General features: G+C 37.2%; 17 protein-coding genes. 7 read left to right on the forward strand and 10 right to left on the reverse strand.

Annotated features, from left to right (window positions below):
- Positions 1–246: 246 nt before the first annotated feature.
- From M2372_RS02805 to M2372_RS02820, 4 genes are all read right to left on the reverse strand, one after another.
- Positions 247–591, reverse strand: coding sequence for a phage holin family protein (locus M2372_RS02805; protein WP_123318444.1), 345 nt, complete (start codon positions 589–591; stop codon positions 247–249).
- A gap of 119 nt (positions 592–710) precedes the next feature.
- A complete protein-coding gene (locus tag M2372_RS02810; protein ID WP_123318443.1) occupies positions 711–1,133 on the reverse strand; it encodes a PaaI family thioesterase in 423 nt (140 codons plus the stop codon).
- A 163-nt stretch (positions 1,134–1,296) separates the two neighbouring features.
- On the reverse strand, positions 1,297–2,847 hold the full coding sequence (locus tag M2372_RS02815; RefSeq protein ID WP_123318442.1) for a GMC family oxidoreductase: 1,551 nt from the start codon (positions 2,845–2,847) through the stop codon (positions 1,297–1,299).
- A 10-nt stretch (positions 2,848–2,857) separates the two neighbouring features.
- On the reverse strand, positions 2,858–4,273 hold the full coding sequence (locus M2372_RS02820; protein WP_123318441.1) for an aldehyde dehydrogenase family protein: 1,416 nt from the start codon (positions 4,271–4,273) through the stop codon (positions 2,858–2,860).
- A 99-nt stretch (positions 4,274–4,372) separates the two neighbouring features.
- On the opposite strand from M2372_RS02820, the gene M2372_RS02825 reads away from it, so the two are divergent.
- Both M2372_RS02825 and M2372_RS02830 read left to right on the forward strand, forming a co-directional pair.
- A complete protein-coding gene (locus M2372_RS02825; protein ID WP_115970596.1) occupies positions 4,373–5,242 on the forward strand; it encodes a helix-turn-helix domain-containing protein in 870 nt (289 codons plus the stop codon).
- A gap of 299 nt (positions 5,243–5,541) precedes the next feature.
- On the forward strand, positions 5,542–6,411 hold the full coding sequence (locus M2372_RS02830; RefSeq protein WP_123318440.1) for an AraC family transcriptional regulator: 870 nt from the start codon (positions 5,542–5,544) through the stop codon (positions 6,409–6,411).
- A gap of 571 nt (positions 6,412–6,982) precedes the next feature.
- Here the strand turns inward: M2372_RS02830 and M2372_RS02835 are convergent.
- On the reverse strand, positions 6,983–9,109 hold the full coding sequence (locus tag M2372_RS02835) for a type IA DNA topoisomerase (protein ID WP_123318439.1): 2,127 nt from the start codon (positions 9,107–9,109) through the stop codon (positions 6,983–6,985).
- Between the two features lie 693 nt (positions 9,110–9,802).
- On the opposite strand from M2372_RS02835, the gene M2372_RS02840 reads away from it, so the two are divergent.
- From M2372_RS02840 to M2372_RS02860, 5 genes are all read left to right on the forward strand, one after another.
- Positions 9,803–10,804: an EamA family transporter gene (locus M2372_RS02840; protein ID WP_123318438.1), complete on the forward strand. Its 1,002-nt coding sequence runs from the start codon at positions 9,803–9,805 to the stop codon at positions 10,802–10,804.
- An 18-nt stretch (positions 10,805–10,822) separates the two neighbouring features.
- Positions 10,823–11,851, forward strand: coding sequence for a methionine ABC transporter ATP-binding protein (locus tag M2372_RS02845; RefSeq protein WP_123318437.1), 1,029 nt, complete (start codon positions 10,823–10,825; stop codon positions 11,849–11,851).
- Positions 11,844–12,500 carry a methionine ABC transporter permease MetI gene (gene metI / locus M2372_RS02850; RefSeq protein WP_115971267.1) on the forward strand — a complete coding sequence of 219 codons (657 nt, stop codon included), beginning with the start codon at positions 11,844–11,846 and terminating at the stop codon, positions 12,498–12,500. The genes M2372_RS02845 and metI overlap by 8 nt, the downstream gene beginning before the upstream one ends.
- Before the next feature lie 91 nt (positions 12,501–12,591).
- Complete coding sequence (gene metQ, locus M2372_RS02855; RefSeq protein ID WP_123318436.1) at positions 12,592–13,398, forward strand: methionine ABC transporter substrate-binding lipoprotein MetQ; 807 nt, start codon at positions 12,592–12,594, stop codon at positions 13,396–13,398.
- A gap of 266 nt (positions 13,399–13,664) precedes the next feature.
- Positions 13,665–15,923 carry a glycoside hydrolase family 3 C-terminal domain-containing protein gene (locus tag M2372_RS02860; RefSeq protein ID WP_123318435.1) on the forward strand — a complete coding sequence of 753 codons (2,259 nt, stop codon included), beginning with the start codon at positions 13,665–13,667 and terminating at the stop codon, positions 15,921–15,923.
- Between the two features lie 81 nt (positions 15,924–16,004).
- Here the strand turns inward: M2372_RS02860 and M2372_RS02865 are convergent, their stop codons facing one another.
- From M2372_RS02865 to M2372_RS02885, 5 genes are all read right to left on the reverse strand, one after another.
- Positions 16,005–16,394: a hypothetical protein gene (locus tag M2372_RS02865; RefSeq protein ID WP_115971264.1), complete on the reverse strand. Its 390-nt coding sequence runs from the start codon at positions 16,392–16,394 to the stop codon at positions 16,005–16,007.
- 119 nt (positions 16,395–16,513) lie between these two features.
- Positions 16,514–18,697 carry an outer membrane beta-barrel family protein gene (locus tag M2372_RS02870; protein WP_123318434.1) on the reverse strand — a complete coding sequence of 728 codons (2,184 nt, stop codon included), beginning with the start codon at positions 18,695–18,697 and terminating at the stop codon, positions 16,514–16,516.
- A 324-nt stretch (positions 18,698–19,021) separates the two neighbouring features.
- Complete coding sequence (locus tag M2372_RS02875; protein WP_123318433.1) at positions 19,022–19,576, reverse strand: DUF2652 domain-containing protein; 555 nt, start codon at positions 19,574–19,576, stop codon at positions 19,022–19,024.
- 59 nt (positions 19,577–19,635) lie between these two features.
- A complete protein-coding gene (locus tag M2372_RS02880) occupies positions 19,636–21,048 on the reverse strand; it encodes an efflux transporter outer membrane subunit (RefSeq protein WP_228455641.1) in 1,413 nt (470 codons plus the stop codon).
- 17 nt (positions 21,049–21,065) lie between these two features.
- Positions 21,066–24,206 (reverse strand): efflux RND transporter permease subunit, encoded by a 3,141-nt coding sequence (locus M2372_RS02885; RefSeq protein ID WP_123318431.1) that lies wholly within the window; start codon positions 24,204–24,206, stop codon positions 21,066–21,068.
- Between the last annotated feature and the right edge of the window lie 7 nt (positions 24,207–24,213).

Below are 24,213 nucleotides of genomic sequence, written 5' to 3' on the forward strand. Positions count from 1 at the left end.
CATAGTGATTTCATCAAATCCTTTCATTAAATTCAAAGATTCCCAAAGTTAGTATTTAAAATAAAAATTAACGAAAGAATTAACATTAAAATTGAAGCTTTAAAACAAAATATTGAAAAGCAGAGAAGGTTGATCACAAAATAAAGAGTACTTCACTCCAGTCCCTAAAACATTCTTTCTTTCAAACCCAATAAAAAAGTCCGTCAGCATAACACCAACGGACTTTTCAATTTTTATTTTTATCGATTAATCTCCATCAGAGAACATTGAGTTCGCCAGAGATGTCACGATTGATAGTAATATACTGAAGATAAATGCCCACCAGAAGCCGTCTACCACCATACTGTCTATAAAATAATCAGCAATCAGGATAATACCTGCATTAATCACCAATGCAAAGAATCCTAACGTAAGAATGGTAAGCGGAAGCCCGAACAGGCTTAAAATAGGCTTTACAAATATGTTTAAAACTCCAAGTACAATGGCAAAGATAATTGCTGTAGAAAAACCTTCAAACTGTACTCCCGGTAAAATTTTAGTCAAAAGATACGCCACTATTGCTGTGACGAACAAACGGATAATTAAGTTCATTTCGTTATTTTTTAATAGTTATGGGGTGTAAGGAGCAAAAGCCATTCCATTTTTGGGAATAAAATTTCTTTAAACCCTTTATTCAGGGAAGATTTTACTCAATCGCTTCAAAAAATATGTTATTTAATCTTCATCATGGTTACTAATGAAGTCGCTACGTGGCTTTCTGATCCCGAGCCTTCATTCTGAACATAGATTTCTACTCTGATGACGCTGATCTTGGAACCTCCTTTAATAACATAAGCTTTTGAAACCAACGCATCTCCCATGGCCGGGCGAAGATAGTTCACTTTTAATTCAACCGTCACCACATAACAGTCTTCCGGATAATGGCTCACTGCAGCATACCCTGCGGAAACATCTACCAGGGAAGCAATCATCGCCCCATTGAACATTCCTGCTTTTCTGGTCATCATTTCCATTTTGGGAATTTTAATGGAAACAAAGTCCGTTTCAACTTCCAATAGTTCTGCTTTATAGAATTTCAGGGTTTCCGAACGGCCGAAGCTATCGGTCATGAGTTTCTTTTTCTCTGGGATCATGAATTTTATTTTAAACAAAGATAAGAGATTGTTGTACTCAGCCATGGATACACGGATAATTTTCACCAGATTAATCTACTGTATTCATTCACATCTTTCAACAGAAAAGAAAACAGCCACTTCAACATTGAAGAAGTGACTGTTTCTGAGTTTCAAACTCTATTTAAACGAACGATAACTTTCCTTCTACTCCTGATTCTTTCATATGATGATCTTCTTTAATCATATCTGCTGCTTTTTCGCCGATCATGATAGTAGGAGCATTGGTATTTCCGGAAACTACATCCGGCATGATGGAAGCATCTGCTACACGAAGACCTTTTATTCCATATACTCTTAATCTTGGATCAACCACAGAAAGGCTGTCTATTCCCATTTTACAGGTTCCCGTCATGTGATGATAAGTGGAGCATGATTTTTTGATATAATCTATCACTTCTTCTTTTGTTTTCCCTTCACCTGGATAGATTTCGCCATCATTCCATTCTTTCATTGCTTCTGTACGGCCCATTTCACGGCAAATTTCCACACATTTATACAGCGCTTCCAAATCAGATTCTTCGGATAAATATCTTGGATTGATTTCCAGCGGTGAAGCCGGATCTGAAGCTGTTAATTTGATATACCCCTTACTCTGAGGTCTGATAAATCCAGCACAGAATGTGAATGCATTTTCGGGACCTGTAAATCCTGGACTGTAATAAGGAAGCCCCATAAATAAAGGTTGTAAATCAGGGAAAACCATTTCTTCTTTACTTTTCCAGAAAAGCTGTGCTTCCAATAAGTTGGCTTGGGGTGCTGGAATTTCTTTTTTCGCTTTAAAAATAACACTTGTCAAAAGATGATCCTGAAGGTTTTTCCCTACTCCTTTCAGGTCTTTTATCACTGAAATCCCCACAGATTCCAGTTCTTCTTTATCCCCAATTCCGGAAATCATCAGAAGTTTCGCAGATTCTATAGTTCCGCAGGATACAATCACTTCTTTGCCTGCTCTGACTTCTAATAATTCTCCATTCTTTACATACTGAACCCCTACACATTGATCTCCTTCAAAAATTAGCTTCTGAGCTAGCGCATCTGTTTGTATATGCAGATTGGAACGTGATGAGACAGGATCTAAAAATGCTTTGGCAGTAGAACATCTTTTACCATCCTTACCTACACTAAGGTGATTCAGACCCGCACCCCAAATTTCCTTGTTAAAGTCATCTGTCAATGGATATCCTAATTCTTTACATGCTTCAATAGCACTTGCTGAAATGGCATTCGGACGCTTAATACTGCTTACAAAAAGGGGACCTTCTCCTCCATGCATATCATCCTCTCCATCTTCATGAGTCTCGGATTTCTTAAAGTAAGGCAGAATGCTTTCCCAGTCCCAGCCCACACATCCATTATAAGCCCAATGATCATAATCCTGCTGATGCCCTCTGATATAGATCATCCCATTGATGGAGCTTGAACCTCCTAATGTTTTTCCACGAGGCCAATATCGTGTATTTCCGCCCGCATTTTCCTGAGCAACGGTATGATAAGCCCAATCTCTTTCAGTATTCCATATGGCTGGCCAGCCGGCTTGTTCCTGTACTTCATTAACTTTATCATCCGGTCCTGCTTCTAACAGGAGAACACTTATATTATTATTTTCACTTAATCTGTTGGCAATAACAGCTCCTGCAGAGCCAGACCCAACTATTATAAAATCGTATTTCATAAGTTTTAATTTAAGATGTTTGCTTTTTGATACTGATTACTTTAGGTGTGGTTACTGCTTTCAACCCTTCGATACCGAATTCTACACCATACCCGGATTGTTTTGCACCGCCAAAAGGAACGAACGGATGAATAGCTCCATGTTGATTGATCCAAACGGTTCCTGCCTCCAACTGTACAGCTACTTTTTCTGCCTCATCAGAATTATCACTCCATACTGAAGCACCCAGTCCGTTTTCTGAATTGTTAGCTTTCCAGATAGCTTCTTCCACTGTTTTATATTTAATAATAGGTAAGACAGGTCCAAACTGTTCTTCGTCAACAATTCTATCACCGTTATCAACATTTCCGATAAGGGTTACGGGAATAAAGTATCCTTTCAGATCAGGCTTTTGTCCTTTGAATAGAAATTCTGCTCCAGTATTTTCAGCATCATGAATCAGATCCTGAATTTTATCGTATTGCATTTTATTCTGTATAGGTCCCAGGACAACAGTTTCATCAGCTCCGTTCCCCATTGGAATATTCGAGGAATATCCAGCCAAAGCCTGAACTACTTTTTCGTAATCATCTTCATGTACATATAATCTTTTCAAACAGGCACAGGTTTGTCCCATATTCAGAAAAGCGCCCCAGAAAATGTTTTCTATGTGTTTGGCAACATCTAAGCCAGGTAAAATGATTCCGGCATCATTTCCACCACATTCCAGTGTCAGACGTGCCATATTGTTAGCAGAAGCTTCAATGACTTTTTTTCCTGTTGCAATGGAGCCTGTAAACATAATTTTTCCTATTTCCGGATGGCCTGTAAGATAAGCTCCTACTTCTCCTTTTCCTGTAACTACCTGCAAAATATCCTCAGGAAGTACACTATTGATTACTTTTATCATCTCCAGGCTACAGAAAGTTGTATATTCTGAAGGTTTCATGACAACAGCATTTCCCATTCTCAATGATGGAATAATCTGCCAGATAGCAATCATTAATGGCCAGTTCCAGGGGGCAATTGCAGCAACCACTCCAATCGGACTTCTGTACAGGATATCTTTTCTGGTTTCATCTTCAAAGACTATTTCTTCAGGCAGATCCAGTGATGCCGGCACTTGGGTCCAACCAACACAAGCCTGCATTTCAAAATGAGCACCCGGCCCGTTAAGTGGCTTTCCCTGTTCTTTGGTAATCCATTCTGCAAGATGTTTTGAATGAGCCTGCAAAGCTTCTGCTACTTTCAATAAAATTTCTTTTCTTTCAGCATCGGGTCTTGCTGCCCATAATTTTTGGGCTTTTTTTGCTTTCACAATGATAGCGTCTATTTCTTCACTGGATGTATTTTCTACTTTGCCAATAACCTCTAATGTAGAGGGATTCAGAGATAAAAAATCAGTATTTAGCGTGTTGTTTTCTTTTTCTAACGATGTTCTTTCCATTATTTTAAATATTTTGTATTTTACACAATTCGAAAATGACGAAAACATGATGTAATTCATTTACCTATTCTCTATTTTTTTTAACCTAAACTCTATCTTATGGAAAAGATCGAAGAAAGAACCGTTTTCAGCATTCCTTTTGGTGAACTGAATGTATTTGAAACGAATGTAGTGTGCCATGATTTTCCTTTCTTTTTTGAAAAGCCTGTCATCACCCTTATGCTGAGTGGCAATAAAATCATCCGAAGTGAGGAGGAAACTTTTGAGTTTAATGAAAGAAGTGTATTCATTCCACCCTGCAACAAAGAATTGAGTATTGACATCCATCCTGTTTTCCGGGAACCTACCAAATGCCTGGTCTTGAATATAGAACAGGAATATATCGACAGCGTTTTCCATGAAGTTATTGAAAACTGGCACCCTGACTGGGACAGAACAGGAATCATGATGAAGGAAAATACTGTGAAAAAGTTTGTAAGCTCTGATGAATCTTTATGGAGATGCCTCACCAATCTTTACAACAGAAGAGTGGATGAAAGTATTTATAATACGTCAGATTTTCTTTTGAGTTTAAGCCTTAAGGAATTGATTTACGAACTGATGAAAACCAACGCAAAGCATATCCTGCTCCATTCTGATAAGACAGATGATCCACAAAACGGACTTCAGGAAGTGGTTTATTTTATCAAACACAACTACAGAGAACCCATTACCATAAAGAAACTGTCAACCTTAGCAGGAATGAGTGAAGCCAATCTGTTTAAAAAGTTTAAGCATTCTTACCACTGTACTCCGGTGGAATATATTATTCAGTTAAGGATAGAACATGCCAAACAGCTCTTGATCAACAATCCGGAAATCGGAATTAAAAATATATGTTTTGAATCCGGATTTAATACCCTGGAATATTTTTACAGAAAGTTTACCCAGATCACCGGAAAATCTCCGAAGAAGTTTACCATAAATTAATACCTTTGAGAGCTGAATATTACTTTATAAGGTAGCGCGTTTGACTGGCAGTCAAAAGGTCACGGGTTCGAATCCCGTATTCTCCACTGAGTAGATTTGAAAAGTCTTCAAAACTGTACTGTAGGTGTATCTTTGTTACCTATTAATAACAGATAATTATTGTGTTTGTTATATTCCATACTAAATCTATATCTCAAATATCAGTACCAACTAATCTAAGCCTGATATTATAATAAATACTGATTATAATGAAAATAATTTTCTGTTTTTTATATATATAATTGTAAAAAAATAACTTTATGGAGGATTTTAAAATTGAACCCTTTTTGCATAGTGAAAACAGTCCTCATTTTATCACAACAAAAGGAATATCTGATCTTCTATTGACCAGACCTACTCAACTTTTTCAGCCACATAAAATATTATTTAACTGTATTCATCTTTTTTGTGAAGGTGAAGGAACAATTAATATTGATTTTAAAACAATAAACATTAAGGAAAAACATATTTTATTTGTCTCCCCGAATCAAATCTGCCAATTTGATACTCCTGTTAATTATAAAAGCAGGATAATGATTTTTACTGAAGATTTTCTTTGCAAGAACAGTACTCAAACTCAATTTTATAGTGAAACCAGTTTGTTTAATGATCCCTTGAATTTACGATATTTCGATTTAGAAGATAGATTTGAAGAAGTATTAGCTCTATTCAATTATATAAAAAATGAATTGGCCAGACCATACAGAGATGTACAGAGCACTATATTAAATAACTATTTGTTTAACATACTCCTGATTGCGGAGGAGATATCCATAAATTCTAAAATTAACCTTGACTTTTGTGGAGACAAACTGCTGGTTGCTAGATTTAAATCACTGGTAAATAAAAATCTAGATCGACATTTAAGTCTTGACAACTATTGTGATGAATTGAATATAACTCTCCGAACACTTCAGAAAGCTTTTCTTAAAGCGGAAAAGGAAACCCCAAAACAGTGGTTAATTAACAGGATGATATTAGAAATTAAAAGAAATCTGATGTACAATCAATTAAATGTCAGTGAGATTTCTTACAATTTGGGATTCAAAGAGCTTACCAATTTTACTAAATTTTTTAAGTCAAAAACAGGGGTAACTCCAACCCAATTTAGGAAGTCCATAGAAAAATAGTTTTTATCAAATGAACCTCATCTGATTAGCTATTCATTTTGGTGTTTAGCTATACAACCGAAAAGTACAGTAAATTCAATGCAGTATGAACACATCCAGAAGAAGCTTATTCTATTCAGAATATGATCTAATTGTTTGAAATCTAATTGTGAAAATATGCCACGTGAAAATATGCCACGTGAAATTTTCTGGAATTTAAAGGTTATTAATTTTGTCAGATTTCACACCCGAACAAGTGTTAAACCTGATCATCCCTTGTTAACGAAAACCTGTTGGGGAATTTATTATCATTTTTTTACGCTTTTCTATCATAATATGTGTAGTAATATATCTAATTTTGCGACTCGAAATAATTTTTTTTCATCATTTGTGTTTTTATCTCCGGCTCTCCCGGAGATTTTGTTTTTTTGGAAATGGTAAATGGATTAGGAGTATCATGAACTACTCCTCTTCAAAAATTTAGATTTTCTTTGAATTCACCTATCCGAAAAAGAGTAAATTATTACTTCTCCAATTGATATATTGGAGAAAGTTGTTGGGGTAAAGTTATATGACCTTATTAGTGTAATGATTAGCCAAGCTGTACCTGGAAATCATCAGGTAAAGAAAGAACCCCTTCTGTAAGTCCTTCCGGATGAGCGCTAAAACCTTTCAGTTTAGAAGTTTTCCCTTTTAAAACAAGATCTAACAGCTGTTTATCAGATATTTTTTTTCCGAAGATTTCAAAAGTGATTTTAAACCCACAATTTTTGAAATCAGAACACCCTACAGCTGTTTTCCCTTTGATGAGATTATGTTCCTTACATTTCGGGCACTTGGTTTCTTCCCAGGACTGGAGTTCTTTTTTCTGTGCAGGCTCTCTTTTTTTCTTTTCCTTCACCTCTTCTTTTTCTTCATCCTGAAGGGTAATGACCTTTCCTTTTCCGTAAACTACTTTATCAGTAAGTTCTGTTACCATCTGGATGAGTTCTTCTTTGAAAAGGTTGGCTTCATACTCCCCTTTTTCAATTCTACGAAGTTTAGATTCCCATTCACCTGTCAGTTCCGGGCTCTTTAGAAGCTCATCTTCAATGGTATCGATCAGCTGAATTCCTGTTTGAGTGGCAATCAGATTTTTCCGCTTTTTTTCAATGTATTTTCTTTTGAACAGCGTTTCGATGATGTTCGCACGGGTAGATGGTCTTCCGATCCCGTTATTCTTCAGCATTTCACGCAGTTCTTCATCTTCAACCTGTTTTCCGGCTGTTTCCATTGCTCTCAGCAATGTTGCTTCCGTATAAGGCTTTGGAGGAGTTGTTTTCCCCTGGTGAATCATTGGGTCGTGAGGTCCGGTTTCCCCTGCTACAAACTCAGGAATGGTTTGTTCTTCTTCTTTCTCTTTTTCTTTATCAGTAGATTCTTCTTTCGGTTCTTTTGCATAAACGGCTCTCCATCCCGGTTCCAGAATCTGTCTTCCGCTCGTTTTGAAAGGAATAGTTCCTACTTTACCTTCAACCAATGTATTGGAAATTTTACATTCAGGATAGAAAACAGCAATGAAGCGTTTCGCGATCAGATCATAGATCAGTTTTTCTTCCCTGCTCAGATTTTGAGAAGGGGGAACTTCCGTAGGAATGATCGCATGGTGATCGGTTACTTTGGTATCATCAAATACTGCTTTTGATTTTGGAATCGGGGCTTCCAGTAATGGAGCAATCAATTCCTGATACGGATACATTTTTCTGAGAATCCCTTCTATTTTCGGATATAAACTATCTGATAAATACGTGGTATCAACACGCGGATAGGTTACATGCTTCTTTTCGTAAAGGCTCTGAACATAGTTCAATGTATTTTCTGCAGAATACCCATATTTTTTATTGGCCTCAACCTGTAATCCTGTTAAGTCAAAAAGCCTTGGATTCTTTTCTTTTCCTTCTTTTATTTCGAAAGAAACAATTTCAAACGGATTTACTTTAAGATATTCCAGTCCTTTTTCTGCGCGTTCTAATGTCTTTAAACGATCAATTGCAGCATTGAAAACCACATCACGGTATTTGGTTTTCAGTTCCCAATATTCTTCTGTGGTAAAGGCATCAATTTCTTTTTGACGCTGAACCAGCATCGCTAATGTAGGAGTCTGTACCCTTCCAATGGAAAGAACGGCTTTATTTCCGCCAAATTTCTTGGTAAAAAGTCTTGTTGCATTGATTCCCAATAACCAGTCTCCTATTGCTCTTGCATTTCCTGCCAGATAAAGATTTTTATAATCTTCTGCCGGCTTAAGGCTTGAAAATCCTTCTTTGATGGCATCTTCCGTCAATGAGGAAATCCATAAACGCTGAACAGGCTTGTTGCATTTTGCTTTTTGCAGTACCCAACGTTGTATGAGTTCACCTTCTTGCCCGGCATCCCCACAGTTAATGACCTCATCACATTCTTCCACCAATCTTTCAATCACTTTAAACTGATTTTCAACGCCTTTATTCGGGATCAGCTTTATTCCAAAACTGCTTGGAATAATCGGTAGTGAAAATAAATTCCAGGATTTGAATTGTGGACCGTAATCGTGAGGTTCCTTAAGGGTACAAAGATGCCCGAACGTCCATGTTACGCAATAGCCGTTCCCTTCCATATAGCCCTGTTTAGATGCGGTAGCACCTAATACTTTGGCGATATCTCTGGCAACACTTGGTTTTTCGGCAATACATAATTTCATGAACTCAGGTTTATTGAAGGAGGCAAAAATCGGGATTTTTTTTGACTTTCACTAATTAAAAAAATTAAACCCCGGAACCTCTGAACATCAAAGTGTTTCAATTTTTCAGCCGGTCAGTTGTATTAAAGCCCACTTCTTCCTTGTACAATATTTGCCCCTGTTTCCATTCCCTTTCTTTTATAGCTCTTCCCTACTTTTTGCTTTTATCAGTTTCATAATTTATATTATCAACCCCCATTTTTCATATTTACACAATTCACAAAAAACTCAATTTATTTTATCTTTTTTACAACATAAAAAACCAACAAATTCAATTAAAAATGAATTAAAAAATAAAAATTAAAGTTTTAACAATATTAAAATCAAAAAAATATCAATTTTAAAACACTGAAAACAAGTGATATAAAACATTAACAACAATTTAATATTCAAAAACCCTACTTTTTTAGTGGACTAATAAAATTTATATTATATATTTGCAAACGTATTCAGGAAATAAAATAAAATGAGCACAAAAACAAGAAATACCGCAACCAATAAATACATCATTAAAAACATGATGAAGGATATGTGTATGCATGTGCATCAAGAATACTGTGGGTGACCTTACTTTTAATATGACATACTTTCAAAGGCCCTACCGAGTTGTAGGGCCTTTTTTATTTAAAAAACCAAAACATTAAAAAAATAAAAATGAGCAATTCTAAAAACAAATGGCTGGTTCCATTGGCATTTACAAACATCTATGTAATATGGGGGATTACGTTTTTAGCTATTTCATTTGGCTTGAAAGGTTTTCCGCCGTTCATTCTTTCGGGATTGAGATTTCTGGTAGCAGGGATTCTGATGATCGGATATCTCCTGTCTAAAGGAGAAAAAGCAAACTCACTGATCAACTGGAAGAAGAACGCGATCACCGGAGTTCTTATCCTTACCGGAGGAACAGGTCTTGTAGCCTGGGGGGAACAATATGTAACAGCTTCTGAAGCTGCAATTTCTATAGCAACAGGACCCTTCTGGTTCATTGCCATCGACAGAAAAAACTGGAAATATTATTTCTCGGATAAGTTTATTCCAATAGGATTAGCCATTGGTTTTGTAGGATTGATCTTTTTCTTAAAAGGAAGTGTAAATTCAACGGCTGTACATGCCGCTGCTGATCCCCAACTTCGTATTACTGCTTTTGTCGTATTAGGATTAAGCTCTATTGCATGGGTTTTAGGATCTTTATATTCCAAGAAAAATCCGGCTTCACAATCTACATTTATGAATATTGCCCAACAACTTATTGTAGCCGGAATAGCCGCTTTTCTTATTGCTTTATTCAGAGGGGAATGGAATGATTTTTCGGTCTCAAACGTCCCTGTATCCGCATGGGCAGGTGTTCTGTTTTTGATCTTCTTTGGATCTATAGTCGCTTATTTGTCGTACATTTGGCTGCTGTCTGTGAAGCCTGCTGCGTTGGTAAGTACCCATACCTATATTAACCCTATTATTACGGTTATTGCGGGATGGGTTGTAGCCAATCAAAGTATCAATGGAGGCCAGTTATATGGTTTGGCAATCATATTGCTGGGAGTATTGCTGACCAATGTTACCAAATATTTCAAGCTTTCAAAACGATCTAAGGTGAAAATCAGAAGAGTTAAAAGATTTTTTAACAGGGCAGGTAGTAGACGCTATCAGCCAATTTAAACAGTATACAACATCAGAATGATAGAAATCAAAAACATATCAAAAACATTTTACCAGAAGAAACAGGCCTTTAAGGCATTGGATCAGGTGAGCCTCAATATAGATAAAGGAGATATCGTAGGAATCATAGGATTCTCCGGTGCAGGAAAAAGTACACTGATCCGTACAGTTAATCTCCTGGAAAGGCCAGATGAAGGGCAGGTAATTATTAATGGAAAGAATTTTACCCAATTAAGCTCAAAGCAGCTTGCTGAAGAGCGTAAGAAAATAGGAATGATCTTCCAGCATTTTAACCTTCTTTCTTCAAGAACCGTTTTTGATAATATAGCACTTCCGTTGGAACTGGATCACAGCAGCAAAGATCAAATCCATAAAAAGGTCAACGAATTACTGAAAACTGTAGGCCTTGAAGATAAAGCCAATGATTATCCAAGAAGTCTTTCGGGAGGACAAAAGCAGAGGGTAGCTATTGCAAGGGCACTGGCCAATGATCCTCACCTCCTCCTTTGCGATGAAGCAACCAGTGCGCTGGATCCGGTAACCACTCAATCTATTTTACAGTTGCTAAAGGATATTAACCTGAGATTAGGAATTACCATCCTTCTGATTACCCACGAAATGGAAGTGATTAAATCGGTTTGTAACCATGTTGCTGTGATAGACAAAGGAAAACTATTAGCTAAAGGAACTTTAAGTGAGATCATTTCAAACCGGGAAAATCCGGTGATCCAACAATTTATAAATTCAGATGTCATGACCCTGCCACAGGAACTCAATAACAGACTACAAAAAGAACCACAGGATGGTTTATTTCCGCTGGTCGAAATAGAACTTAACGAAAACATAAGTGTTGAACAGATTCTTTCAGCACTATATAACGAGCATAAAATCCCTTACAAACTTTTGAAAGCGGATGTAGAATATTTTGGGAATTCTAATTTTGGTAAACTACTTTTGCAACTTCAAGGAGAGGCTGAGGAAAACCAAAAAGCCATCTATTATTTTAATCAGAATAAAATTCAAAATACAGTAAAAGGATATGCTTAGTGATGCAGTACTTGCCCTTTTGGCAAAAGGAACCTGGGAAACGGTTTATATGACATTTGTGTCAGGATTTTTTGGTTTTGTTCTGGGACTTCCGGTTGGTATTCTGTTATTTTTAACAAGAAAAGGACAACTGCTGGAAAATGCAGTATATTATAGAACGTTATCCATTATTGTAAATATTTTCCGTGCCATTCCGTTCATTATTTTAATTGTTTGGATGATTCCTTTTACAAGGATTTTGGCAGGAACATCTATTGGAGTGAATGCAGCTCTGGTTCCGTTAAGCGTTGGAGCAGCACCGTTTATTGCAAGATTGGTAGAAAACAGCCTTATTGAAGTTCCTCATGGATTAATAGAAACTGCGAGAGCATTGGGAGCTTCTCCTTTGCAGATTATCAGAAAGGTTTTACTTCCGGAAGCGCTTCCTTCATTAATCAATAATGCTGCGATCACTTTAATTACACTGGTGGGTTATTCTGCAATGGGTGGAGCTGTAGGAGCAGGTGGTCTTGGTCAGGTTGGTTACCAATATGGATATATTGGTTATGATATTGTCATTATGAATACGGTATTGGTATTACTTGTGCTTTTGGTATTTATCATCCAGTTTATGGGAGATAGATTATCTAAGAAATTTGACCATAGATAAGTTTGAGGGTTTTAGAGTTTTAGAGCAAGAGAGATAATTTTGATTTTGTGATTTTACTGTTGGAACTTCTTTACAATTTAAAAAGAATAGAATGAAAAAAATAAAGATTTTAGGTTTAATCACTGCTGGAATATTACTTTTCAGTGCCTGTTCGGGAAGAAAAGATGATCCGAATTTTATCAGAGTTGGAATTACCTACGGACCGGAACAGGAAGTGGCTGAAGTCGCTAAAAAGGTAGCAAAGGAAAAGTATAATCTTGAAGTAGAACTTATTCCTTTCAATGATTATGTTGTTCCCAATGAAGCTCTGATGAACGGAGATATTGATGCCAATGCTTTTCAGCATGCTCCTTATTTAGCTGAACAGTCAAAACAAAGAGGATATAATCTTGCTATTGTAGGAAATACATTTGTCTATCCTATCATAGCTTATTCAAAGAAGATCCAAAATCTTAGTCAGTTGCAGAATGAGAGCACTATTGTTATTCCCAATGATCCTACCAATGGTGGGCGTTCTTTACTTCTATTGCAAAAAAATGGTTTGCTGAAACTAAGAGCAGGAGTTGGATTACTTCCAAAGGTTACCGACATCACAGAAAATCCGAAACAGTTGAAAATTATGGAAATTGAAGGGGCACAAATCCCAAGGGTTTTGGATGACAGAGATGTTGTAGTAGGAATTATCAATAATAACTTTGCAGCACAGGCCGGATTGGATTCGGAAAAGCAAGGGATATTTAAAGAAGATAAAGATTCTCCTTACGTTAACCTTGTCGTGACAAGACAGGATAATAAGAATAGTCAGAAGGTAAAAAACTTTGTTAAAGCTTATCAATCGGACGAAGTGGAAAAGAAAGCCCTTGAAGTGTTTAAAGGAGGAGCCGTAAAAGGATGGTAATGCGGTTCAGGATGCGAAGTTCAGGGTTTATAGTTTAAGGTTGTTATCCTTTCACTAATCATTGACAATTCACTTACGAAGCAATATTGACTATTGACCTCAAATCTCACATTACCCAGCCTATCCGCCTATAATCTCTTTCCCTTCTAAAAAAATTCTGTCAGCAATTTTGTAGGCAGTTTTTTTATGCTTTAAAATTTATTTTCTCAATTTGAGATAATATAAAAATTTTGTTTATTTTTGCTTCAATCCAATAATAAGGCAATATGTTAAAGAAAACCGCCATTGTAAGTTTATTCACCTTTATTTCTGTTTCTTATATGGCCCAGAACACTACTCCCGTTTATTTAGATGAATCGAAACCTGTAGAACAGCGTATTCAGGATGCTCTTTCCAGAATGACGCTGGAAGAGAAAGTAGCCATGCTTCACGCACAGTCAAAATTCAGTTCTCCTGGTGTTCCAAGATTAGGAATTCCTGAATTCTGGACGACTGACGGACCTCATGGGGTACGTCCTGAAGTAATGTGGGACGAATGGGATCAGGCCGGATGGACCAACGACTCCATTATCGCCTACCCTGCCCTAACCGCTTTATCTGCTACCTGGAATAAGAAAATGTCCTGGAACTATGGTAAAGCTTTGGGAGAAGAAGCCCGTTACAGAAAAAAAGATATTCTGCTGGGACCTGGTGTCAATATTTACAGAACTCCTCTGAATGGAAGAAATTTTGAATACATGGGTGAAGATCCTTATCTGACCTCAAAAATGGTGGTCCCTTACATCAAAGGGGTACAATCTAATGGTGTGGCAACTTCTGTAAAACATTTTGCTCTGAATAATCAGGAAATGTTCCGCCATACCAGTAATGTAAATGTGGATGACAGAACATTATATGAAATCTACCTTCCGCCTTTCAAAGCAGCAGTGACCGAAGGAGACTCCTGGACGATTATGGGTGCTTACGACTTGTATAAAGGTCAATATGCCAGCCAGAATCAATATCTTTTAAATGATATTCTAAAGAAAGAATGGAATTATAAAGGGGTAGTAGTTTCTGACTGGGGCGCTGTTAACAATACCGAACAGGCCATCCATAACGGATTAGATCTTGAGTTTGGTTCATGGACGAATGGTCTTTCTGCCGGAACCAAAAATGCCTATGATAATTATTATCTGGCAAAACCTTATCTGGATCTGATTAAAGCACGAAAAGTGGGAACTCAAGAATTAGATGACAAAGTAACCCGTTTACTTCGCCTTGCTTATAAAACCACCATGAATAGGAATAAACCTTTCGGGAATATCGCTTCTGAAGAGCATAAAGCTATAGCCAAGGAAATTGGAGAAGAAGGAATTGTTCTGTTAAAAAATCAGGGGAATGTACTTCCTATTGACATCAACAAGGCCAAGAAAATTGCAGTTATTGGTGAAAATGCCATTAAAATCATGACCGTTGGTGGTGGTTCATCTTCATTAAAAGTAAAATATGAAACCCTTCCTTTAGACGGGATAAAATCAAGATTTGGAAAACAGTCCGATGTCCAGTATGCCAGAGGATATGTAGGAGATATTGGTGGTGAATACAATGGGGTAAAATCCGGGCAGGACTTAAAAGATACCCGTTCTGAAGCTGAACTTCTAAATGAAGCTGTAGCATTAGCCAAAAAATCTGACTATGTAATTTTTGTTGGCGGACTGAATAAAGCAGACTTTCAGGACAGTGAAGGAAACGACAGAAAAAGCTATGGATTGCCATATAATCAGGATAATGTAATTGCTGCTTTAGCCAAAGCAAATAAAAACCTGGCTGTAGTTTTAGTTTCGGGAAATGCTGTTGCCATGCCTTGGATTAAAGAAGTTCCAACTGTTTTACAGTCGTGGTATTTAGGTTCTGAAGCTGGAAATTCCATCGCTTCTATTTTAGCTGGTGATGCCAACCCATCAGGAAAGCTTCCGTTTACCTTCCCTGTAAAGCTTGAAGATAATTCAGCACATCAGCTTGGAGAATATCCCGGTCAGAAAGATGAATTGGCTGCAGGAAAAGGAAAAGATCAGAAAAACCCGATCAATATCACTTACAACGAAGGCATATTGGTAGGATACCGTTGGCATGATACCAAAAACATCAAACCTCTTTTCAGCTTCGGACATGGATTAAGTTATACCACTTTTGAGTTTGGAAAAGCTACAGCAGATAAAAACACCCTATCACTAAACGATACCATCACTTTTACGGTAACGGTTAAAAATACAGGAAAGAAAGCCGGAGCAGAAGTTGCCCAGCTTTACATCAGTGATTCAAAATCATCTGTTCCACGTCCTGCCAAAGAATTGAAAGGCTTTGAAAAGGTGTATTTAAATCCTGGAGAGCAAAAAGATGTGACTTTCACCATTGACAAATCTGCTTTAAGTTTCTTTGATGCTCAGAAGCACGACTGGGTAGCTGAACCTGGAGATTTTGAAGCTCAAATCGGAAATTCTTCAGATGCTATTAAAACGAAGGTGAAGTTTACACTGAAGTAACCTTACTTATATATTTCTAAAACGAATGCCCGACTAAACTCGGGCATTTTTTATATCAAATTTTAATGTATTTTCTTGAAACTATTTACGAATAAAACTTAGCTCACTCCCCATAATAGTATATGTCAGAGTAGTTTTTGTGACTTTATATTCACAACAAGAAAAATCGTCTCCCACTTCATTCACACAAAGTTTTCCGTTTTCCATTTTCCATTTTGTTTTTTTGCTAGCACGCCCTTGTTTGCTAATCATTACACCACCAGGAGCAAATGTCTTTGTTAAATCATTTTCAACTTTCTGGCCATCTATTTTATGGATTTTCCAGGTACCTTCAATACCGCTACCTGTATTATTTTCAGCTAAATGAATGGAGTTTTCAGTCATTACGTCAGATGGTTTCTGACCGAATAGAGCAGCTGTCCCTAAAATTAATCCAGCTGCAACAATAAAGCTTAATGTTGTTTTTTTCATGGTTATTTTTCACAAACTTAAGTATATGTAATGATATAGCCAAGAAAAATCATACCCTGTCATCAATAAAAAAACAGATTCCAAAACTGAAACCTGCTTTTATATTGAACTAACTTTTTTTATTTTGCACCTCCTGCATTTTTCTCAACATCTGTTTTGGTATTTTCTTTCACCTTCTGGTTTCCGAAACGCTTTACAAAAGTAATATTCACTCCATACCAATCCCATAATTCATATCTTCTCACTGTTCCGCCCTGATTGTAAGTGATGTCATCAGAATAAGGTCTTTTAAAGATATTCATCAGCTGTATACTGGCTTCCATCTGGGTTTTAGGAAATATTTTTGTAATGGAAATATTGTGGAATACGTTGGTATTATTGGCTTGAGTATTTCCATTATTCTGATTGGAGATTTCCATCCAGGCACTCAGGTTAATATTTTTATTGAAAAGGTTCGTATAAGAAAGATTGGCAGAACCACCCCAATAATTGATATATGCTCTTCCTCCGATATCATTCTTCAAATTGAAATCATGATTATCAATATAATACCAACCGAATCCAACATTCAGATTCAGCTTATTTTTAAGAAAATTCTGATTGGTATTGGCAAAAATATAATATTTCTCAACTTTCCCATTGAAATTTCCAGGGAAAGATACATTTCTTCCTCCTTCGCTGGAATAAGTGGTCCAGTAATCCTGATTGGTATGCATATATCTTGCAGAAATAAAATACTTTTTCAGGATTCCAAACTTCAGATAAAGCCTGTCATTAGGATTAGGATTCAGGTCCATATTTCCTCTGGAATAGGTTCCGTCAATAGATGGAGTTAAAAAAGGATTGAATTCCGAATACCAGGGTCTCCATATTTTGCGGTCGTAGGTAAGACTCAGATCATATTTATCTGAAAAATTATATTTCAGCAATAAATTAGGAAGAAAAGTACCATAGCCGTCTTTTCTTTCGGTTCCTGCTACATCTTGCCTTACTTTAAAATCAATATATTCATATCGAAGCCCTATCCTGGTTTCCAATTTCTTGAAAAATGTTTTGCTATAGTTGGCATATGCAGAAGTAATATTATCCTCATAATGGAATTTATCCCTTGTCGAGAGCCCTGCATATTCAGAAGTTCCCAAACTGTATCCATAAAGGTTATTAGGAATTACATGATTGTTGAATTCCGTTTTTGCCCCTACTTCAATCGTTCCCCAGGATTTACCTAATGGCTGGGTATAATCTACTTTCAGATAATAATTACGCATCTGTCCATTATTTATTGATCCTATTTCTTTAATATTCGGATCGTTCAATATTGTTTTATTGATGAGTTCATTATTATTATTTCCGGAATAATTGGTTCCTAGATTAATGTCCAGAATTCTGTTTTTTTCTTTATCGTAATATTTATAAAAAGCATTCGTGCCCAGATTACGGTAAAAAGTATTCGCATTTTGAGCCTGATGATAATCAACAAAATCCTTTTTCAGATTATTATATTCTCTCCCCTCTGTATCTGATGAGGATAAACCCCTGCTTTGATAATATTCAAGAACAAGCCCTATATTATTTTTATCATTAAGCTCAAATTCGGAAGTAGAGGAAAGGGATGGCGTTTCACTTCTGGATATGGTTTGATAGTTTAAATCTCTATTCAGCTTGTTGTCCGCATAAAACACAATATTACTGGACCCTTTTTGTACATAATTATTATTAGAATAACTTCCAATCAGGGTTTGCGTAAATTTCTTCTTATGATAATTGAGGTTGAAATTGGAATATTGAGAATTCTTTGTACTATGTCTGTTACTTAATGAGATACTCCCTTTTAATCCTTCATCATCACGTTTCTTCAACACAATATTGATAACAGAACCGGAAGCTTCATATCTTGAAGACGGACTTGTAATCACTTCAATCTTCAGTAGATTATCTGCCGGAATCGTTTTAAGATATTCCTTCAATTCCTTTCCTGTAAACACTGATTTTCGGTCATTGATATAAACTGTCACCGTCTGACCTTCGGCTTTTACGGCATCATTATTATCAATACTTACCAGAGGGGTCATTCTCAGAACATCCCAAGTTGTATTTCCTGCTACAATAGCGCTGTTGGCCACATTAAAAACAGTTCGGTCTACTTTAGACTCTACGGTTGGTTTTCTTGCCACAATGGTAACTGCCTCTATCTCTTTTGCATTTCCCTTTGCAGTATCCTTAGCAACCGGATCTGGGGCCTGTGTCTGAGCCAACGCCAGAGAACCTGTTAATGCTGCTATAGAAAGTAATATTCTTTTCATGTGAAATCTTAGTTTTATCTATAAGACCACTATACTCTAGCATTTGTTACATCAAAAAAATTAGAGAACGAAATAAACCACTAGTTTTTAACAGTTTACAAAACTCAATTTTGAAAATAATTTAAAAAAATAACAGTTATTAAGACAAAACAAACAATTAAAAACCCTTATTAATAATATATAGTCAAAAAAATTAGAATTGCGATAATTTCCATTAACCAAACTTTAACATATATATATTCATTTTACCCATAAAAAAAGCCCGGATCTCACCCGGGCCGCTAGCAATAGCAAATTTACAAGGATTAAAAAATAAAAAATATGCTAGTTTATTGTTTCAAAATAATGGATCATGCCCACTTCCGGCAGATGATGCTGATCTTCATTAAAACCAGCTTCCTGATTATTGGTATTTTCTAAAAAAGAATTACTGAATAAAGCATAGGAAGGTTTTTCTGCCCAGCCATTTTTCAACAACTGATGGGCTTCTACAATCGGTTTGCCATACAGTTTTCTGAAGTTTCCGATATTATATTGCGAAAAGACACCATAATGAACGATAAATTTCAAAGACAAATCTATCGTAGTGCTTAAGCTCTTACTCAATTCTTTTATTTTTCTGTTGAATGCATTACGCATTTTCCAAAGCATCTTTGAAATATTCTGATAAGACGGATTTTCATCATACCGATAAAATAAAATGGCATCGCCTTCAATTTCAGAAATTTCAAAATACTGATCATTCATATCAATCAGCGTAGATAGTAGTTGTCTTACAATATATTCTCCTGTATAAAGTTTAGTATTGAACACAAATTCGGTAAATCCGCTGAAATCCGGAATTAAAATGATTCCCTCCTGTATATTTGTATCCTTCATAATGATTTTAGATTAAAAACCTGCTGCATCATTAAAGACGAAGCAGGTTTCATTTTACTTTATTGCCATCCACCTCCTACAGAGCGGTACAGCGCTGTGATTGCATTCAATCGTTGAGCTTTCAGAGAAGCCAGTTCCAATTCAGCATTAAGCTTATTGGTTTGGGTCATAATCACCTCTACATACGTTGCCGAATTGTATTTAAATAATACATCTGCCTTTTTTACAGCTTCATTAGATTTTACTACTAATCCTTCAGCAATTTTCTGCTGTTCTTCCAGCTTCTGAATCTGCACCAATGCATCGGAAACCTCTCCTACCGCACTTAAAACAGACTGTTTAAAGCTTATTTCAGCCTGATCTGCCAATACTTTAGACTGTTCGTACTGGGTTTTCAACTGTTTACCATTCAAAATAGGCTGAGCAATAGCTCCTGCAGCCATTCCGAAAAGAGATCCCGGAATACTGAACCATTTGCTGATCTGAAAAGCATTTACTCCGCCCTGAGCTGTAATATTCAATGACGGATACATACTCATTCTGGCCACATGAATAGCTGCAGCACTCTTTCTTACTTCCAGCTCTGCTGTTTTTACATCAGGTCTGTAGCTTAATAATTCTGACGGAATTCCCGCTGAAATATGATCCGGAGACTGAACAGTATTCAGACTTGAGCTTCTTTCAATTTTCCCAGGCATAGAGCCGGTTAACAGGCTTAAAGCATTTTCTTGCGTAGCTACAGAACTTTCAATAGCCGGAATTGTTTTCAGGATCTGATCCTTTACAATTTCCTGCTGTTGAACTGCTAAAGCCGTAATCAATCCTAGCTCCTGCTGTTTCACTAAAAACTTCAGGGTATTACCAGCATAGGTGAGATTAGATTTTGTGATTTCCAACTGAGTATCCAGCATCAGAAGATTGTAATACCCCTGAACTACAGCAGCCACCACTTGTGTTTTTACCGCTTTTGCTGCTTCCTGGGTTTTAAGATAATCAGCCAACGCCTGCTCCTTTCTTCCTTTGATCTTCCCCCAGATATCAGCTTCCCACGAAAAATTGAGTGCTGTAGTATAGTCTTCCGTATACCTTTTCCCTGTAAACTGTCTGCCCATCATTCCGTTCATACTATTGTCTGAAGCACGGTTGATACTGCCGTTTGCAGTAGCATTGATGGTAGGAACATTCCCCCATTTGCTTTGCGTATATGCTAATGAAGCAAATTCTATCTGCTTTAAAGCTACCTGAAGATCATTATTCTGAATCATCGCTTTATCAATCAATCCTACTAAAACCGGATCTTTGAAAAAGTCTTTGTAACCGATTTTTGCGATGTTTTCATTCTGCTCAACCACGATACTGTCAGCTCTGAAAGCTTCAGGCATCTTCACTTCAGGCTGTTCATACTTTTGAACCCCACAAGAAACTGCTGTTCCTGAAATGAATGCGATATATGCTATATTTTTAATTTTCATTGTTAAAATCATTTGAATTAATATTCCCAATCCGCATCTGTTACCACTTTTCCGTTGATTTTTTCATGCAAAGCCTGGAACATCACGAAAAGTACCGGAACTAAAAAAATTCCTAAGATTGTTCCGAAAAGCATCCCTGAAATAGCAGCATATCCAATGGAATGGTTACCCATTGCAGACGGACCTACTACAAAAATCAATGGAAGCAATCCGGTAATGAATGCCAAAGAGGTCATCAGAATCGGACGTAAACGCGCTTTTGCTCCTTCTACTGCTGAAGCAATAAGGCTTTTTCCCGCTCTTCGTCTCTGAATGGCAAATTCCACAATCAGAATACCATTCTTTGCCAGAAGCCCGATCAACATGACCAGAGCAATCTGAACATAAATATTATTAGACAATTCTGCGAAAGTAATTCCCACAAAAACTCCAGACAACCCTACCGGAATAGCAATCAGTACAGCAAATGGAAGAATATAACTTTCATATTGTGCTGATAAAAGGAAGAATACAAACACAATACACAACCCGAAAATCATCACTGATTGCGAACTGGACCCTGCTTCTTCACGGCTCATCCCTTTATAATCATAGGTATATCCCGGTGGAAGTACCTGCTTGCTTACTTCTTCCACAGCAGCCATTGCCTGACCAGTACTATAACCCGGAGCTGCCATTACTGTTAAATTGGATGAATTGAAAAGATTGAAACGGTCTACCACCTCAGCTCCTGTTGTCTGTTTTAAGCTCACCAAAGTATTGATAGGAACCATTTGTCCAAGATTATTTTTAACGAAAACACCATTCAGAGATTCTTTATCCTGTCTCATTTCCGGAGTAGACTGCACCAAAACTCTGTAATATTTTCCGAATCTGTTGAAATCTGAAGCCTGAATACTTCCATAATATCCCTGCATCACTCCCAATACATCAGAAACATTCACACCAAGCTGAGCCGATTTCACTTCATCTACAAGCACTTCAAACTGAGGATAGGTAACATCAAAAGTGGTAAATGCTACTGCCACTTCCGGTCTCTGCATCAAAGCACCCATCATTCCGTAGGAAATATTTCCAAGGTTCTGAAGTTCTCCATTGGTACGGTCCTGAAGCACAAGCTCCATACCACTCGTATTCCCGAAACCATCAACCGTTGGCGTATTGATCACAAGGAAATTCGCTCTTTTATCCTTAGAAAGCATTCCCTGTGTCTGCCCGATAATATCATTGATATTGTCGACCGCACCTCTTTTTCCTGAGTTTTTTAATTTAACAAAGATAGAAGCTGCTGAAGAAGACATTGAACCACTGAATAAGTTGAGCCCATCTACTGAAATCACTTTATCTACCGCCGGATTTTTCATCAAAAGATCTTCCGTATCAGAAACCACCTTGGAGGTTCTGTCTTTAGAAGCTCCCGGAGCCAGATTAGCAGTTACAATGATAAAACTCTGATCTTCATCAGGAATAAATCCTTTTGGAGTTGTCATAGACATCCACGCAAACAATCCTCCAAAAGCAACAATCATTGCCACTGCAATCCATTTTTTCTTTAAAAGGAATAATACCGCTTTTCCGTAACGGAATGTCAGCTTATTGAAACTAGCATTAAACCCAGCAAAAAACCGGTCTTTAAAATTCATTTTTTCATGAGCACCTCCATGATGCTGTTTCAGGAATAACGCACACAAAGCCGGACTCAAAGTCAATGCATTGATCGCAGAAATCACAATGGCAATGGCTAACGTTAAGGCAAACTGCTGATAGAATAATCCTGTGGAACCACTCATAAATGCCACCGGAACGAATACCGCAGACATAATCAGGGTAATAGAAACAATTGCTCCTGTAATCTCACTCATCGCCGACATGGTTGCTGCCCTTGGGTTCAGTTTTTTATGCTCCATTTTAGCATGAACTGCTTCCACCACAACAATTGCATCATCTACCACAATACCAATCGCGAGCACTAAGGCAAACAATGTCAGGATATTAATTGAGAATCCAAAGATTTTCATGAAGAAGAATGTTCCTACAATCGAAACCGGTACTGCAATAGCCGGGATTAATGTTGATCTAAAATCCTGAAGGAAAATATATACTACGATGAACACAAGAATAAATGCTTCTATCAAGGTATGAATTACCTGTTCTATAGACTGATCCAAAGCTTCTTTGGTAGCATACGGAATTTCGTAAGCCATTCCTGCGGGAAATGATTTCTCCAGTTCCTTCATTCTTTCCTGAAGAGCAATCTGCACTTCATTCGCATTTGATCCGGCCATCTGGAAGATCGCCATCGTTACGGAAGCCTTCTTATTAAAATTAGAAGAAACCGTATAGCTGTAGGCTCCAAATTCTACTTTGGCAACATCTTTCAGTTTTAAAACAGAACCGTCGCTTAACGCTTTAATGGTAATATTTTCATACTGTTCCGGCTCTGTAAATTTCCCTTTATATCGAAGGACATATTCCATCACTTCTTTACTTCTCTCTCCTAATCTTCCGGGTGCTGCTTCAAGGTTTTGGGTCTGAATCGCACGGGAAACATCGGATGGAGTAAGATTATAGGAAGCAAGCCTATTCGGATCAAGCCAAACACGCATAGAGTAATCTTTATTACCATATACCATAGCATCTCCCACTCCTTTTACCCTTTTCAGTTCCGGTACAATATTGATTTTCGCATAGTTCTCAAGAAAAAGATCATTCATAGAACCATCTTTACTCGTCAGGGAAACCATCGCAATCATACTGTTCTGCCTCTTCACAGTGGTAATTCCGGCCTGGATCACCTCAGCAGGAAGCTGGTTCGTTACCTGTGCTACCCTATTCTGAACGTTGATGGCTGCCTGATCAGGATCTGTTCCCAATTTAAAGATAACAGTAATACTTAATGTCCCGTCATTACTTGCTGTAGAAGTAATGTAATCCATATTTTCCACTCCATTGATGGCATTTTCCAATGGCGGAGCCACAGATCTTGCAATCGTTTCAGCATTAGCTCCGGGATATGCTGCCGTTACCATTACAGTAGGTGGTGCAATGTCTGGAAATTTTGTAATCGGCAGACTGACCATACCGACGATCCCGAGAATAACAAGCAACACGGATATAACCGTGGCCAGTACGGGTCTTTTTATAATTTTCTTTAACATGATTTCT

The organism is Chryseobacterium sp. BIGb0232 (assembly GCF_024810195.1).
GTDB classification, from domain to species: domain Bacteria; phylum Bacteroidota; class Bacteroidia; order Flavobacteriales; family Weeksellaceae; genus Chryseobacterium; species Chryseobacterium pennae.